Consider the following 15930-nt stretch of genomic DNA (forward strand, 5'->3'; position numbering starts at 1 on the left):
TCAGCCCTTCACCGCTCCGGCGCTGAGGCCCTGGACGAGGTACTTCTGGATGACGGCGAAGACGGCGACCACAGGCACAGCGGCAATGAGACCGCCGGCCGCGAGGACACCGAAGTCGACGTTGTAGGAACCGATGGTGTAACTCAAACCGACTGGCAACGTGAACTTCTCCTGGCTGCTGATGAACATCAAGCCGAACAGGAAGTTGTTCCAGCTACCGATGAAGGCGAACGAGCCGACGGCGATGAGGCCGGGCCGCAGCAGGGGCAACATGATGATTCGGAACGCTTTCATGCGCGAACATCCGTCGACCATCGCCGCCTCTTCGAGCTCCACCGGGATCTGGGAGATGAAACCCGCCATCAGCATCGCGGCCAGAGGTAGTTGGAACACGGTGTCGGCGACGATGAGGCCGAACAGGTTGTTCACCAGTCCCATTTCGCGGAACACCTGGAACAGCGGGATGAGCAGCATGGCGCCGGGCACGAACTGGCTGCACAACAGCGCCATGACGAGGGGGATCTTGGCGCGGAACTTGAAGCGCGCCAACGCGTATCCGGTTGCCAGGGCCACGAAGGTCGTCAGGACCAGGGACAGTCCGGCGACGATCAGGGAGTTCTTGAAGAAGAAGCTGAAGCCCAGCGTGTTCCACACGGTGTCGAAATGATCGAACGTGATGGGCCAGGGAAGCATCGAGTTGGAGCCCGCGGGACGGAACGCGAACACGATCATCCAGTAGAACGGAACGAGCGTGAACAAAAGGTAGAGCGCGAGCGGGAAACCAACGCTGAAGAAACGCGGCTTGGTCTTGTGCACACGCAGTTCGGTGTGGGAATCGGGTGCCGGGGTGGCGATCACCGGTCGATCGGCGGTAGTGGTCATGTTCTCAGGCCTTGTCGCTGTTGAACTTGCTCAGGCGCAAGTAGAGGATCGAGCAGAAGAGCAGGATCACGAATGCCACGGTGGTCAGTGCCGAGCCGTATCCGAAGTCCTGGGCAGTGGTGGCGAGTTGCGAGACGTAGAGCGGCAACGTCGTCGTGACGTCTGCCGGTCCGCCGGCGGTCAGTGTGTACAGCAGGTCGACGTTGTTGAACTCCCACACGCCGCGAAGCAGCGTCGAGAGAATGATGACGGCCTTGAGGTGCGGGAGGGTGACGAAGCGGAACCGCTGCCAGCGGTTGGCGCCGTCGACGTTCGCAGCCTCGTACAGATCCTTCGGTGCACTTTGCAGTTCCGCGAGGATCAGGATCGCGAAGAACGGGACACCGCGCCACAGTTCGGCCACCGACGTGGCCCAGAAGGCGGTGTCAGGATCGGCGATGGGGGCGGCCGTGCCGTCGCCGATCCCCATGTCGCCGAGAAGCTTGAACAACCCGGTCGACGGGTTGTAGATGAGGAGCCAGATACCGGTAGTCAGAACGCCGGACACGGCCCACGGCGAGAACACCAGGGCGCGAGCGAGGCCGCGGCCGCGGAATACCTCGTTGACCAGCAGCGCCAGTCCGAGGCCGAGGATCAGCTGGAAGACGACCTGGACGCCGACCCATTTGGCGGTGACGACCAGGCTGTTCCAGAAAGCGTCGTCGGCGAACATGAGCTTGAAGTTCTCGAGACCGGCAAAACCGTTGTCCCACGGCGTCGTCGGGTTGTAGTACTGCAGGCTGTAGTAGAAGACACTGCCCACGGGGTAGAAGATGAAGACCACGAGCAGTACGACGACGGGTGCGATGAGGATGTAGGGCGCCGACATGCGGCGTTTCTTCCGGATCGGGACGGCCGCGGCGGGTGCAGGCTTCCCTCCCGACCTGGGTGGTGTGGTGGTGACCATGGGTGACGCTCCGAGGGTGAGGGCCTGTGGTGGGCCGACGGGCTGTAGGTCTTGGATCTGGCGGGGGCTCGCGAAGACGGTGGGGTGCCGGAGAGAGGCAGGTACGGGAGAATGTCAGTGGTGGGCCTGCCTGGGCTCAACGTGATGGGACGTCGTGCTCGTTCATCCGTATCCGTTCACATATATGAACTCACATCGTCTATGTGAATCGCTGAATTCACTATGACGGCAGTCACAAGGCATGTCAAGCGTGACGGGTCATACCGTCCGGCGCAGCCAGTCGGTCACGGCACCCTGCATGTCCGCGGTGAACACATGACGGTCGTCGAACCACTGCGTGACCAGGGCGTCGGTGCCGCTGTACGCCTGCGCCAGCGCGGCGTCGGCGTCGCGCATTCCAGCGAGCCCGAAATGGCTGTCGTGCTGGGCGAATTGGACCAGAAGTGGAGTCGGTGCGGCGGAGGCGGCGACCGCGGGCCAATCGCACACGGCCGGCAATCCCGGAGTGATCATCAACCAGGTGGTGTCGTCGGCATGACCGTCGGCGATGTCGGCGAACGTGCTCATCATGGCGGTGATGACGGCGGCTTTCACGTCGGTCGCGGCAAGGAGATGCGCGACGCGGGCTCCGCCGCCGGAGAATCCGGTGGTAGCGATGCGGGCGGCGTCGACTCCGGGAAGTCCGCGCAGGACGTTCAACGCGACGAGATCCTCGCGAAGAACCTTTCCGGCCAGGGACGACCCGGTCAGCGCCGCGGCCTTGGCGATCCCGTGTTCGTGCTCGCGGGCGGCGACTTCGTAGCGCTCCTCGTTCATGTCGGCGGCCTTGCGGGCGCGGTCGGGGAAGTCGGCCCATGAGATACGGCGACTGCCCCAGGGGAAGACGTCGTGAACGAGAACCGCAAAGCCGGCGTCGACGAGTCCCGCCGCCACGGACTGACCGTCGTAACCCTGTTTCCGCAGTTCGGAGACGCCGGGAGCGGGCCCATCGGGTCCGTCCGAGACCTTTTCCTTGCCGTAGAACTTCAGCCCGTCGTGACCGTGCATGAGGAGCACCGCGGGCAGGACGTCACCGGCGTGGTCGGCGGGTTTCAGAAACCATGCCTCGGTCGGTGTGCCCTGCTCCGGGGTGGCCCAGGTCAGTTCGGTTCCGACTACGCCGTCGCGGCGCCAGGTGCGGCCGACGACCGGTTCGGGACGGTCGTGGTGCAGGTCGGAGGAGGTGCCCAACGCGTGCAGGATAGCGGCACGTCGGTTGGATCGTGGACAGTTCGACTCTGAATGTGTTCCCATGTGTGAACTCTGTCCTGTCTGTTGAATGCTTGAAGGGCCATCCATGACCGAGAACTCCGTCGATCGCATCGTCGCGCACGCCTATCCGTGGGATGTGCTCGGCGATCCCCATTTCGTCGATCGCGTACACGCCCTGGGCGTCCGTGAAATAGCGCTTGCTGCCAGCTATCACTCGACCAGGGCCGCAACCCCGTTGCACCCGTCGCACAAGGTCGTCGACGCCCACCACGCGGCGCTGTACCGCCCGGTGCGTCCGGAGGCGTGGGGCGGGCTCACGGTGCAGGCGAGGTCGGCCGCCTGGGGCGGATCCGAGGACGCATTCGGTGACGCCGCAGCCGTACTCGTCGCGGCGGGAATCAAGGTACATGCATGGATCGTTCTGTCGCACAGCACGATTCTGGGTCACGCCCATCCGGATACGACCGTCGTCAACGCGTACGGTGACCGGTACCCGTACGCACTTCAACCCGGGCACCCCGACATCGTCGCCTACGCACGCACCCTCGCAGCGGAAGCTGTCCGGGGCGTCGACCTGTACGGCGTGTCCATCGAAGCCGCGGGTCAGTTGGGATTCGCCCACGTCGGACCGCACGAGAAGACCGACGGGGCGTACCCCGGAATCGGTGACACGTTGATGTCGATCAGCTGCACTCCTCGCGAGCTGGCCGCGTGGGCCGAACACGGCGTCGACTCGGACAAGATCGTCGCGAGACTGCGCGACGGTATCGACGCGTTGTCCGCAGGAACGTTGGCCTCGTCGTCGACGATCGAGGACGTCCTCACTCCTGATGAAGCCGGCGCTGTGCTGGCAGTGCGTCACGCCGACGCCGACACGCTGCGCCGCGAAGTGCTCGCAGCAGTGCGCGCGGAAGTTCCCGACGTTCGCGTCACGCTCCACGGGCACCCCGATCCTTGGAAGACCGGTCCGTCTCCTGCCCTCACGAGCACCGCAGCATCCGACGCCGACGCGGTACTTGTCTCGGCCTGGCCAGGAACTGCCGAGACGGTGTCGGTCGTGGAGAAGACTCGCGCGCTGGTCGGTGACGGCATTGCCGTCGGCGCATACGTTTCCGTGTTGCCGCCGAAAAAACTCGACGAGGTCGACGCCCACGTCGCAGCAACCGTCGCAGCCGGAGCGAACGAACTGCACCTCTACCACCTCGGCCTTGTCAACAAGCCGCAACTCGACTCGCTCGGCTCCGTCATCGCGAACTACTCCTAGCCGTTACCCCCGCCGCACCGAACCGCCCTCCACCGGACCGAAAGCGACGTTCGGTCAGTTCAACTGACCGAACGTCGCTTTCGCTACGGGTGGAGCACCGCACTAGTGCATGCGTGTGCCCAGCGGGTGGTCGCAGAATGCACCACCGACGCGCTGGAGGATCGGGTCGTCGAAGGTCCATTCGTGATCGGCGAGGAATTCGTCGGCGAACTGCTCGGCGTCGTCCTGGGGTTCGTATCCGATGGCGGCGCCCTGTTCGCCCGACCACCAGGCGCGGGAGTTCTTCGAGATACCCCAGACGGTGTGAAATCCCTTGGCGCTGTCGGACAGGGACGCTTCGATGAGGCGTGCGGTGTCGGCCGGCGACATCCAGCTGGCCAGGCCGCGGTAGTTCGGTGGCTTCTCGAAGCTGGAGCCGATGCGCAGGTTGACCACGTCGATGCCGAAGCGGTCGTGGTACAGCCTCCCCAGTGCCTCGACTGCAGCCTTCGACCAACCGTAGAAGCCGTCGGGACGTGGAGTCACATCGCCGGCCAAGGGCTCGCCGCCTGCTTCCGCGTGCGTCCAGAAGCCCACGGCGTGATTGCTCGATGCGGCGACGATGCGGGTGACCCCGTGCGCCACGGCGGCGTCGAAGATCGCCTGCGTGCCGTCGACGTTCACCGACAGGATGTTCGCCCACGAGTCCTCGGTGCTCAATCCGCCGAGGTGCAGGATGGCGTCGACGCCGTTCACTGCCCTGGCCACCGCGGCGCGATCCGTGACCGATCCTTGGACGAATTCTTCTGTGGCCGAGTCGGTATCGGTGATGTCAGCGATATCGAACAGCCTGAGCGTGCGATCCGGCCTACGCAGTAGCGGGCGGAGCATCTTTCCCATGTTTCCGGCAGCGCCGGTGATCAACAGCGTCGTCATGTTTCCTCGTTTCCATCGAAAAGTCTTGTGCTGCGCATCACGTTAGTGCATAGTTCGAGACGAAGTCACCATGTTGACTCAAGTTCACATACATGAACACACGTGAACACAGTTCGATACTCCCACTCGGATCGTCCGGCACGTTCCTGCCGGTGAAGGAGCACACCCACCATGGCAACAGTTGCATTCGAGAACGTCACCAAGTTCTTCCCCGGGGGAGACAAGCCCGCCGTCGACCAGCTCGACCTCGCGATCGAGGACGGCGAGTTCCTCGTCCTCGTCGGACCGTCCGGCTGCGGTAAGTCCACGTCGCTCCGCATGCTCGCCGGTCTCGAGGACGTCGACCGCGGCGCCATCACCATCGGCGGCAACGACGTCACCGAGTTCCAGCCCAAGGACCGCGACATCGCGATGGTCTTCCAGAACTACGCCCTCTACCCGCACATGACCGTCGGCGAGAACATGGGCTTCGGCCTGCGCATCGCAGGTGAGGACAAGGCCGAGATCAAGCGTCGCGTCGAGGATGCCGCCAAGATTCTCGATCTCACCAAGTTCCTCGATCGCAAGCCCAAGGCGCTGTCCGGCGGTCAGCGTCAGCGGGTGGCGATGGGTCGAGCGATCGTTCGCAAGCCCCAGGTCTTCCTCATGGACGAGCCGCTGTCCAATCTCGACGCGAAGCTCCGCGTACAGACTCGCGCGCAGATCTCGGCCTTGCAGCGGCGTCTCGCGACCACCACCGTCTACGTGACGCACGATCAGGTCGAGGCCATGACGATGGGTGATCGAGTTGCTGTCCTCAAGGATGGAGTGTTGCAGCAGTGCGATACTCCTCGCCGGATGTACGAGCATCCGAACAACGTCTTCGTCGCCGGCTTCATCGGATCCCCTGCGATGAACCTTCTCGAACTTCCCCTCGTCGACGGCGGAGTGCGCTTCGGCGGCGAGGTCGTCCCTGTTCCGCGTTCCGCGATCGCCGGCATCGGCGAAAGCTCGGTCACCCTCGGCGTCCGCCCCGAGGATCTCGAACTCACCACAGGCGCGGGTCTCGAGGTCACCATCGACGTGGTCGAAGAACTGGGCGCCGACGCCTACGTGTACGGCCAGGCCGACATCAACGGCACCAAGCAGCCCATCGTCGTGCGCGCCGACGGCCGCATCCCGCCTCGCCGTGGCGAGAAGATCACCCTGTCCTACGCCGCCGAGCGCACTCACCTGTTCTCGACCGTCACCGGCGAACGCCTCGTCGACTGACAGGCTCCGGGGGGTGGAAATGCATGCAGCGTGGTGTATTTCCATCCCGTGGCGGTGATGCCGAACCCGTATCGATGCATCCACAAATAGTCTTGGACTTGAATGAATCAACCCCATAGCGTGTGAGGTACACCACCAGCCGTTCAAGGGAGATCAGTCGCAGTGTCCATCGACGTAGAGACAAGAACTTCGAAGCCCACCAGCGGACTCACCGCACCCGACGCGGCGATCAAGGCCCTCGCGGCAGGCGACGCGACCATCGACCGGATCGCACACGTCACGCTGAAGTCGATCACGCTGCCGCTGAAGAGCCCCATCAGTGATGCCAAGGTGTTGACGGGCAGGCAGAAGGCGATGACCGAGGTTGCATTCTTGTTTGCGGAAATCCGCACGGAGCAAGGGCACGAGGGCATCGGATTCAGTTACTCCAAGCGCGCAGGCGGACCGGCTCAGTTCGCGCACGCGCAGGAGATCGCCCCCGTCCTGATCGGTGAAGATCCCAGCGACATCGCCAAGATCTGGACCAAGCTGCAGTGGGCGGGAGCATCCGTCGGACGCAGTGGCGTTGCGACACAGGCTATTGCGGCTATCGACATCGCGCTGTGGGACCTCAAGGCCAAGCGTGCCCAGCTGCCGCTTGCCAAGCTGATCGGTGCAACGCGTGACTCGGTGCAGACGTACAACACCTCGGGTGGTTTTCTGCACACGCCTATCGAGGAAGTGCTGGACAACGCGACGGCATCCCTCGCAGCCGGAATCGGCGGCATCAAACTCAAAGTGGGTCAGCCGGATTGGCGCACCGACATCGCGCGCGTCACAGCTGTCCGCGAGCACCTCGGCGACGACGTGCCGCTCATGGTGGACGCCAATCAGCAGTGGGATCGCCCCACCGCCAACCGAATGTGTCGAATCCTCGAGCAGTTCGACCTGGTCTGGATCGAAGAGCCGCTCGACGCGTACGACGCCGAAGGTCACGCAATGCTAGCCCGCACGTTCGACACCTCGATCGCCACCGGTGAGATGCTCGCCAGCGTCGGCGAGCACGTACGCCTGATCGAGGCGGGGTCCGTCGACATCATTCAGCCCGACGCCCCGCGCATCGGCGGCATCACACAGTTCCTGAAACTCGCCGGCCTGGCCGAGCATCGCAACCTGCAGATGGCGCCGCACTTCGCGATGGAAATCCATCTGCACCTCGCGGCTGTCTACCCGCTGCAGACCTGGGTGGAGCACTTCGACTGGCTCGACCCGCTGTTCAACGAGCACCTCGAAACCCGTGACGGCCGAATGCATCTCTCCGACCGTCCGGGCCTCGGCTTCACGCTCAGCGATCAGGCCAAGGCCTGGACCATCGGCACGGCGGAGTTCGGCAAGTAACCCCTATGTGAGGCGGAGGCGTTCCAGGGTCGCGCGGGCGCCTTCGGAGTGCAGAGAGTCCAACTGCGTGCGGTATTCGGCGACGAAGCGTTCGTTGTCGATCAGGTCGCCGAAGACCGCGCGGTTGGCGATGAAGGCCGTCGGATCCTGGTGCTGGCTCGAGGCGATCGGGACGAGCGAGTCCTTGAGCGCGTCGACGATGTCGATCGGTTGACCCTGCTCGTCGACGCCTTCGGCGTAGCGCGCCCAGCTGGCGACGACGGCAGTGGACAACCGGATGTCTCCGCCCGTTTCGAGATTCTTGCGGATGACGGGCAACAGCCACTTGGGAATTCGGTCCGACGATTCCGCGCACAGCCGCGCGACGGTGTCGCGGATCTCCGGGTTGGAAAAGCGTTCGATCAGTGTCTTCTTGTAGTCATCCAGATCGATGCCGGGGACCGGCTGCAGCGTCGGAGTTGCTTCGTTGTTCATGTAGGCCAGCAGGAACTCGGAGAACAGTGAGTCCTGGGCTACCTCGTGCACCAACCGGTAGCCGCTGAGGTAGCCGAAGTACGCGAGTGCCTGATGGCTCGCGTTCAACAGTCGCAGCTTCATCAGCTCGTACGGCGTGACGTCCTCGACCACCTGTACTCCGACGTCCTCGAACGGAGGGCGACCGAGCGTGAACTTGTCCTCGAGGACCCACTGCGTGAACGGCTCGCCCGCGACAGGCCACTGATCGTCCAGCGCGTAACGCTCCGAAAGGCTCTGCACCACTTCGGGAGTGGTCACCGGCGTGATGCGATCGACCATCGAGTTGGGGAATGCGCCCTCGGCGGTCAGCCACTGCGCCAGCTCGGGATTTTTCAGGTGCGCGAACGCAGTGAACGTCGACTGCGCGATGTGCCCGTTGCCCTCGATGTTGTCGCACGACATGATGGTGAACGGCTTCAGTCCGCGGTCCTTGCGTCGCGCGAGCGCGTCGACGACCAATCCGAACGTCGTCGACGGAACGGCCCCGTCCTTCAGATCGGCCTGAATGGAGGGATTCGCGGCGTCGAATTCGCCCGTCGTCGCGGAGAAGTTGTACCCGCCTTCGGTGATGGTGAGCGAGACGATGCGCGTCGACTCCGCGGCCATCTTCTCGATCACGGCCTCGGGATCGTCCGGTGCGAAGAGGTACTCGACGATGGATCCGATTACTCGGGTGTCCCAGGTGCCGTCCGCGTGCTTGAGCGCCAGCGTGTACAGGCAGTCCTGGGCATCCATGACGTCCTTCATCTTCCGGTCACCGGGGAGGACTCCGACGCCGCAGATTCCCCACTCCGAAGCTTCGCCCTGCTGAAGCAGCCGGTCGACGTACATCGCCTGGTGGGCGCGGTGGAACCCACCGACACCGAAGTGCACGATCCCGGCCGTCACCTCGGACCGATCGTAGGTGGGTACCGCGACGTCCTCGATGAAGTCGTCGAGAGTGCGCGAGTTCAGCTTCATACGTCGGTCTCCTTCGAGAATCCTGGGATGACAACAGCTTTGATGCTTCCAGCGACCTTGTCCGCGTTCAACGCGTCCTCGGCGTGCGCGAGATCGAACCGTGCGGTGACCATGGCGTCGAGATCGACGAGTCCCCCGAGAACCAGTTCACGAGCGATGGGCCAGGTATTGGCGTAGCGGAACACTCCGGTCAGTACCAGTTCGCGGTTCTGGATCAACGAGATCGGCAACGCGTAGTCGGATCCACCCATACCCACCAGCACCACGGTACCTGCGGGCCGAACCGCATGAATGCCGTCGACGACGGCCCTGGCCGCACCGGACGCGTCGATGAACGCGTCGACCTCGAGCTCTCGAACATCGTCCGTTGCAGGGTCGAGGACCTGCGTCGCGCCGAAGGTGGACGCGTTGACCCGACGAGCCGCGTCGATGTCGCTGACGATCACGGTCGTGGCGCCGAATGCGCGGGCGACCTGTGCGGTGACGAGGCCTACCGGTCCCGCGCCCGCGATCAACACGCTGGAGCCGGCGGTGATTCGTGCCTTCTGGGCCGACGCGATGCCGACCGACAACGGTTCGAAGAGGGCAGCGGCTTCGTCGGAGATCTCGTCGGGAATCGTGTGCGCGAAGACCGACTGGATCAACACGTACTCGGCGAGGGCGCCGTCGATCGGCGGCGTCGCGAAGAACTCCATGGACGGGCACAGGTTGTATCGGCCGGCGCGCGACTGTGCGCTCGTCGGATCCGGGCGCTGAGGTTCGATCGAGACGCGCTGGCCGATTCGGGTGTCGGCCACTGCGGAACCGACTCCTACGATCACGCCTGCAGCTTCGTGTCCGAGTACCAACGGGCCGTTCACGACGTGGTCGCCGATTCGGCCTTCCCGGTAGTAGTGCGCGTCCGACCCGCAGACTCCGACCGCGGTCACCCGCACCAGCACCTCGTCTGCCGCCGGGGTCGGAACCGGTCGCTCCTCCAGTCGAATCTCGTGGGGTCCGCTGAGAACGCTGACCTGCATCGACTGTGGCACCTCGAACTCTTCATGGGGCGGTGTTGTGTAGATCACACCTGAATGTTAGCTTAATGAGCAGAAGAACACACCCTGAGCATATGCTCACCGCCTGCAGGAGATGTCGTGACAATTTCGGTCCCCGAGGTTCCGGGACCGCAGCGTTCGTCGAAAACCACCGACGACCTGCGGCTCGCCCTCCGTGCGGCGTCGATGTATCACGTCGAGGGGGCGACGCAGGCGGAAATTGCCGCCAAGCTCGGGGTCTCCCGCCCCACCGCAGGACGGCTGGTCGCCAAAGCGCGAGCACTCGGACTGGTCACGATCGAGATCAACGTGCCCGACGAGTTGCAGGGCACCGTGCACGCCGATATCGAGCGCGATCTCGAGCGAACCTTCGGGCTGACGGAAGCTCTCGTCGTTCCCGACGTCATCGACGGCACCGACCGGGGGTACGGGTCGCTCGGGCGTGCCGCGGCCGCCGTGTTGTCCAGGCGGTTGGCGTCGACCGACACACTCGGATTCACGTGGGGCCCGGAAACCGTGGCCGTCGCGCATTCGCTGAAGTCCAGGGGCGCGAAATGCGCCCAGGTGGTTCAGCTCGACGGGTCGATGAGTTCGGCCGACTACCAGACCGGTGTGGAGTACACCCTGGGCCGCTGCGCGGAGCATCTGCAGGCACGGCCCGTCCGGTTGAACGCGCCGCTGTACGCCGATCCGGCGACAGTGACGGCGTTGCAGCAGGATTCGGTGATATCCCGCGCCCTACAAGCCGGGACCGAGGCCGAAGCGATGATGTACGGCCTCGGTCCCGTTTCCACGTCGACCACGCTGTTCGAGGGCAGCTTCATCGACCTGGAGATCATCGACGAACTCCGCAATCTCGGCGCCGTCGGTGAAATCGGTGGTCGATTCTTCGACATCGACGGGACCCCGACGGGCGGCTCGCTCCCGGACCGGACGGTGTCCGTCGGACTCGACGCCATCCGGTCGTGCGACCGGGCAATTCTGATCTCCGGTGGTGTCAAGAAACACCAGGCAATACTCGGTGCACTTCGCGGTGGCTTCGCCTCCGTACTCGTCACCGACATCGAAAGTGCGCGTTGGTTGATGGCGCATACAACGGAAGGTGTGTCCCAGTGAGGTTATTACCCAAGGTGGTCGTCGCGGCCTCGCTCGCGACGACCCTGACGCTGTCCGGCTGTGCCGGCGCAGGTTCGATCGGTGGTGACGGTGACGGTACGACGATCACCGTCGCCATCGTGTCGAACTCGCAGATGTCCGACGCCATCTCGTTGGCGCCCGAGTTCGAGGCCGAGAACCCGGGTATCAATCTGAAGTTCGTGTCTCTGTCGGAGAACGAGGCTCGTGCCAAGATCACCGCGTCCGTCGCCACCGGTGGCGGTGAGTTCGACGTCGTGATGATCAGCAACTTCGAGACCCCGCAGTGGGCCGAGAACGGTTGGCTCACCAACCTGTCCGAGTACGCCGACGCGACGCCTGGATACGACGAGGACGACTTCATTCCGACGCTGAAGGAGTCACTGTCCTACGAGGGCAGCATGTACTCCGTCCCGTTCTACGGTGAGTCGTCGTTCCTGATGTACCGCAAGGATCTGATGGAAGCGGCAGGCATCACGATGCCGGAGGAGCCGACGTGGCAGGAAGTCGCCGACGCCGCCGCGAAGCTCGACAGCCCCGACGTCTCGGGTATCTGCCTCCGTGGGAAGCCCGGCTGGGGTGAGGTTCTCGCCCCGCTCAACACGGTCATCAACGCGTTCGGTGGACGCTGGTACGACGAGAACTGGAACGCGCAACTCACCAGTCCCGAAACCGAAGCGGCAGTGCAGTTCTACGTCGACACCGTCCGTGAACACGGACAGGCGGGCGCTGCGACGAGTGGTTTCAGCGAGTGCGGTACGCAGCTTTCGCAGGGGAACACCGCGATGTGGTACGACGCCACCTCCGCCGTGTCGGTGCTGGAGGACCCGACGTCGAGCAACGTCGTCGGCAAGATCGGATACGCCAAGGCGCCGAGCGAGGCCAAGAGCGACAACGGCTGGCTGTACTCCTGGGCGCTCGGAATCCCCACCACCTCGGAGAATCCCGACGACGCATGGAAGTTCGTGTCGTGGATGACCAGCAAGGAGTACCTGAACAAGGTCGGGAACGAGCTGGGGTGGGAGCGTGTTCCGCCCGGAAGCCGCTTGTCCACCTACGAGATTCCCGAGTACAAGGAAGCATCCGCAGCCTACGGTCAGGTGACGTTGGACTCGATCAACGGTGCGGACCCCAACAATCCGACGGTCGACCCCGTTCCGTACACGGGTGTGCAGTTCCTGACCATTCCCGAATTCCAGGATCTCGGAACCCGTGTCAGCCAACAGATCAGTGCAGCAGTTGCAGGACGAATCAGCGTCCAGGACGCGCTCGAACAAGCGCAGCAGTACGCCGAAGTGGTCGGTAAGACGTACCAGGAGGGCCAGGGATGACCACCACCGAAACGAGGTCGGCGGAAGCCGATTCCGAGAAGTTCGTACCGAGACCGAGAACCATCTCCAAGGCCGAGGGGTGGCGTCGACGCGGCCCGCTCCTGCCCGCGATGGTGTTCGCTATCGTCGTCACTCAGATCCCCTTCCTGTTCACGCTGTACTACTCGACTCAGTCGTGGAACCTCGTCCGACCGGGTTCGCGAGAGTTCAACTGGCTCAACAACTACGTCGACGTGTTCCGTGACAGTCAGTTTCGTGAAGTCGCACTGAACACGGTCATCATGATCGTCGGCACCGTCATCATCTCGGTGATCCTCGGTCTGTTCCTGGCGTTGCTGCTGGATCGGAAGTTCATCGGCCGCAGCCTGATCCGTACTCTCTTGATCACACCGTTCCTGATCACCCCGGTCGCCGGTGCGCTGATCTGGAAGACCACGATGTTCGATCCGGTCTTCGGCCTGATCAACTTCGTGCTCAGCCCGTTCGGCGTGGACCAGATCGACTGGGTCTCCCGCTACCCGCTTCCGGCCGTCATGGCCAACCTGATCTGGCAGTGGACGCCGTTCATGATGCTGCTGATCCTCGCCGGCCTGCAGTCGATGCCCAAGGACATCTCCGAGGCGGCGCGAGTCGACGGCGCAGGGCCCTTCAAGCTGTTCCGGGAGCTCACCCTCCCGCACCTGCGGCGGTTCATCGAACTCGGCGCGGTGCTCGGTGCGATCTACCTGGTCAACACGTTCGACGCGGTGTACATGATGACCTCGGGCGGCCCGGGTGTCGCCTCCGCGAACCTGCCGTTCTACATCTACCAACGCGCCTTCCTCGGATTCGACATCGGGCAGGCCGCGGCCATGGGCGTGGTCACGGTGGTGGCCACCATCATCGTCAGCACCTTGGCGCTGAGACTGATCTTCAAGAGCTTCAGTGGAAACGAGGAGGCTGCGTGATGAGTACCGCTACCACGAACAAGAAAGCAGTGCCGCAGACATCCGACGGTGTCGCCATCAAGCGCAAGAGCAAGTGGGGCCCCGGCACCATCTGGTCGTTCGTCGCCTGGGTCGCGGGCATCACGTTCTTCTTCCCGGTGCTGTGGATGGTGCTGACCGGCTTCAAGCAGGAGGCCGACGCCTACTCGGACCCGCCGAAGCTGTTCTTCACCCCGACGCTGGATCAGTACCGCGGAGTGCTCGAGAGCGGCATCGGCACCACACTGCTCAACTCGGCGTTCGCGACCGTGGTCTCGACGCTTCTCGTTCTGCTGCTGGGTGTTCCGGCCGCGTTCGCGCTGTCGCTGCGGCCGGTGAAGAAGACGAAGGACGTGCTGTTCTTCTTCATCTCCACCAAGATGCTCCCGGTGGTCGCGGCTATCGTTCCGTTGTACGTCATCGTCGGCGACATCGGCATGCTGGACAACATCTGGACCCTCGTGATCCTCTACACCGCAATGAATCTCCCCATCGCGGTGTGGATGATGCGGTCGTTCTTCCTCGAGGTTCCGAGCGAGTTGCTCGAGGCCGCCAGCATGGACGGTGCATCACTGTGGACCTCGGTGCGTGAGGTGATCCTGCCGCTCGTCTCTCCCGGTATCGCCGCGACGTCGCTCATCTGCGTCATCTTCTCGTGGAACGAGTTCTTCTTCGCCGTCAACCTCACCGCCGTTCAGGCACAGACCATTCCGGTCTATCTCGTCGGCTTCATCACCGGACAGGGCCTGTACTGGGCACAGCTGTCCGCCGCTGCGACATTCGCAGCCCTCCCCGTCGTCCTTGCCGGATGGTTCGCGCAGAACAAGCTCGTGCGCGGTCTGTCCTTCGGCGCCATCAAATAGGTACAGGAGCTCACTGAAATGGCTGCAATCACGTACAAGAAGGCATCCTGCGTCTACGAAGGTGCCGACAAGCTCGCCGTCGATTCACTCGACCTCGACATCCAGGACGGCGAGTTCGTCGTCCTCGTCGGACCGTCCGGTTCCGGCAAGTCCACCGCTCTGCGCATGCTCGCCGGGCTCGAGGAGATCGACGGCGGCGCCATCGAGATCGGTGGCAAGAACATGGTGGGCGTGCCGTCCAAGGACCGCGACATCGCCATGGTCTTCCAGAACTACGCGCTCTACCCCAACAAGACCGTCGGGGAGAACATGGGCTTCGCGCTCAAGATGCGCGGCGTTCCGCTGGAGGAGCGCAAGGCGAAGGTCGCGGAGGCCGCCAAGATCCTCGACCTGACGGAGTACCTCGACCGTAAGCCGGGCAAGCTCTCCGGTGGTCAGCGTCAACGAGTTGCCATGGGCCGCGCCATCGTTCGTGAGCCCCAGGTGTTCTGCATGGACGAACCTCTGTCCAACCTCGACGCCAAACTGCGCGTGCAGACGCGCACGCAGATCGCGGCCCTGCAGCGTCGTCTCGGCACCACGACCGTGTACGTCACCCACGATCAGGTCGAGGCCATGACGATGGGTGACCGGGTTGCCGTGCTGCGCGGTGGCAAGCTGCAGCAGTTCGCGTCGCCCACGGACCTCTACGACAATCCGGTCAACGCCTTCGTCGCCGGCTTCATCGGCTCACCCGCGATGAACCTCATGACGGTGCCCATCGGGTCCGGCGGAGTGCAGATCGGCAACTTCCTGTTGCCTCTCGAACGCGACGAACTGACCAAGCTCGCCTCGCTCGGCCTGGACAACGTGACTGTCGGGCTTCGGCCCGAGCAGCTCGGGATCACGCGTGGAAGCGGGGAAGGTTTCGAGGGCAAGGTCGACCTCATCGAGGAGCTGGGCAGCGAATCGTACGTCTACGCCCACCTCGACGACCCCAAGGTCAAGGGACTCGACGGCGGACCGGTGTCCCTCGTCGCACGCTCGGCCGTCCGCGCTCCCGCCAAGATCGGCGAAAGCGTCGCCCTCACACGGCTGGACGGTGCGATTCACCTGTTCCACCCGGAATCGGGTGAGCGGATCTGATCACTCTGCGGCAGGGCGCTACCCCCGTACCCCTGTTCGGGGGTAGCGCGCTCACCACTCGACTCAATAGCGTGGAGAGTAAGTGAGATGTGCGCCACAGCTAGGGAGTGATC

At 63.9% G+C, this 15930-nt stretch carries 14 protein-coding genes; 8 read left to right on the forward strand and 6 right to left on the reverse strand.

The genetic code is table 11. The features are described 5' to 3' along the window. From ACFULT_RS03095 to ACFULT_RS03105, 3 genes are all read right to left on the reverse strand, one after another. Complete coding sequence (locus ACFULT_RS03095) at nt 1-882, reverse strand: carbohydrate ABC transporter permease (protein WP_170945186.1); 882 nt, start codon at nt 880-882, stop codon at nt 1-3. Between the two features lie 4 nt (nt 883-886). Then, a complete protein-coding gene (locus tag ACFULT_RS03100) occupies nt 887-1828 on the reverse strand; it encodes a carbohydrate ABC transporter permease (RefSeq protein WP_378480571.1) in 942 nt (313 codons plus the stop codon). A gap of 258 nt (nt 1829-2086) precedes the next feature. Next, nucleotides 2087-3058: a dienelactone hydrolase family protein gene (locus tag ACFULT_RS03105; protein WP_378480572.1), complete on the reverse strand. Its 972-nt coding sequence runs from the start codon at nt 3056-3058 to the stop codon at nt 2087-2089. Nucleotides 3059-3164: 106 nt separating this feature from the next. Here ACFULT_RS03105 and ACFULT_RS03110 point away from each other — a divergent pair, with 106 nt between their 5' ends. After that, on the forward strand, nt 3165-4343 hold the full coding sequence (locus ACFULT_RS03110) for a hypothetical protein (protein WP_378480573.1): 1179 nt from the start codon (nt 3165-3167) through the stop codon (nt 4341-4343). A 102-nt stretch (nt 4344-4445) separates the two neighbouring features. Here the strand turns inward: ACFULT_RS03110 and ACFULT_RS03115 are convergent, their stop codons facing one another. Continuing rightward, nucleotides 4446-5258, reverse strand: a complete 813-nt coding sequence (locus ACFULT_RS03115; RefSeq protein ID WP_378480574.1) for an NAD-dependent epimerase/dehydratase family protein — start codon at nt 5256-5258, stop codon at nt 4446-4448. 171 nt (nt 5259-5429) lie between these two features. Here ACFULT_RS03115 and ACFULT_RS03120 point away from each other — a divergent pair, with 171 nt between their 5' ends. Both ACFULT_RS03120 and ACFULT_RS03125 read left to right on the forward strand, forming a co-directional pair. Beyond that, nucleotides 5430-6509 carry an ABC transporter ATP-binding protein gene (locus tag ACFULT_RS03120; RefSeq protein WP_037112089.1) on the forward strand — a complete coding sequence of 360 codons (1080 nt, stop codon included), beginning with the start codon at nt 5430-5432 and terminating at the stop codon, nt 6507-6509. A gap of 162 nt (nt 6510-6671) precedes the next feature. Beyond that, nucleotides 6672-7886, forward strand: coding sequence for a mandelate racemase/muconate lactonizing enzyme family protein (locus tag ACFULT_RS03125; protein ID WP_378480575.1), 1215 nt, complete (start codon nt 6672-6674; stop codon nt 7884-7886). A 3-nt stretch (nt 7887-7889) separates the two neighbouring features. On the opposite strand, the gene ACFULT_RS03130 is transcribed toward ACFULT_RS03125, so the two are convergent. Together ACFULT_RS03130 and ACFULT_RS03135 are read right to left on the reverse strand one after the other, a co-directional pair. Then, nucleotides 7890-9362 (reverse strand): mannitol dehydrogenase family protein, encoded by a 1473-nt coding sequence (locus tag ACFULT_RS03130; protein ID WP_378480576.1) that lies wholly within the window; start codon nt 9360-9362, stop codon nt 7890-7892. Then, entirely contained in the window at nt 9359-10381 is a 1023-nt protein-coding gene (locus ACFULT_RS03135; protein WP_037112083.1) for an NAD(P)-dependent alcohol dehydrogenase, read from the reverse strand. Before ACFULT_RS03135 ends, ACFULT_RS03130 begins: the two co-directional genes overlap by 4 nt. Nucleotides 10382-10504: 123 nt before the next feature. Here ACFULT_RS03135 and ACFULT_RS03140 point away from each other — a divergent pair, with 123 nt between their 5' ends. From ACFULT_RS03140 to ACFULT_RS03160, 5 genes are read left to right on the forward strand one after another with little or no spacing between them, the layout of a single operon-like run. Beyond that, nucleotides 10505-11515, forward strand: a complete 1011-nt coding sequence (locus tag ACFULT_RS03140; RefSeq protein ID WP_378480901.1) for a sugar-binding transcriptional regulator — start codon at nt 10505-10507, stop codon at nt 11513-11515. Between the two features lie 14 nt (nt 11516-11529). Beyond that, nucleotides 11530-12864 (forward strand): sugar ABC transporter substrate-binding protein, encoded by a 1335-nt coding sequence (locus ACFULT_RS03145; protein WP_037112081.1) that lies wholly within the window; start codon nt 11530-11532, stop codon nt 12862-12864. After that, nucleotides 12861-13811, forward strand: coding sequence for a carbohydrate ABC transporter permease (locus ACFULT_RS03150; RefSeq protein WP_019667813.1), 951 nt, complete (start codon nt 12861-12863; stop codon nt 13809-13811). The genes ACFULT_RS03145 and ACFULT_RS03150 overlap by 4 nt, the downstream gene beginning before the upstream one ends. Further along, nucleotides 13811-14692, forward strand: coding sequence for a carbohydrate ABC transporter permease (locus ACFULT_RS03155; RefSeq protein ID WP_019667814.1), 882 nt, complete (start codon nt 13811-13813; stop codon nt 14690-14692). The genes ACFULT_RS03150 and ACFULT_RS03155 overlap by 1 nt, the downstream gene beginning before the upstream one ends. A gap of 18 nt (nt 14693-14710) precedes the next feature. Next, nucleotides 14711-15817, forward strand: a complete 1107-nt coding sequence (locus ACFULT_RS03160) for an ABC transporter ATP-binding protein (RefSeq protein ID WP_019667815.1) — start codon at nt 14711-14713, stop codon at nt 15815-15817. Nucleotides 15818-15930 lie beyond the last annotated feature (113 nt).

Source organism: Rhodococcus sp. NPDC057297 (assembly GCF_042667435.1).
GTDB lineage: Bacteria > Actinomycetota > Actinomycetes > Mycobacteriales > Mycobacteriaceae > Rhodococcoides.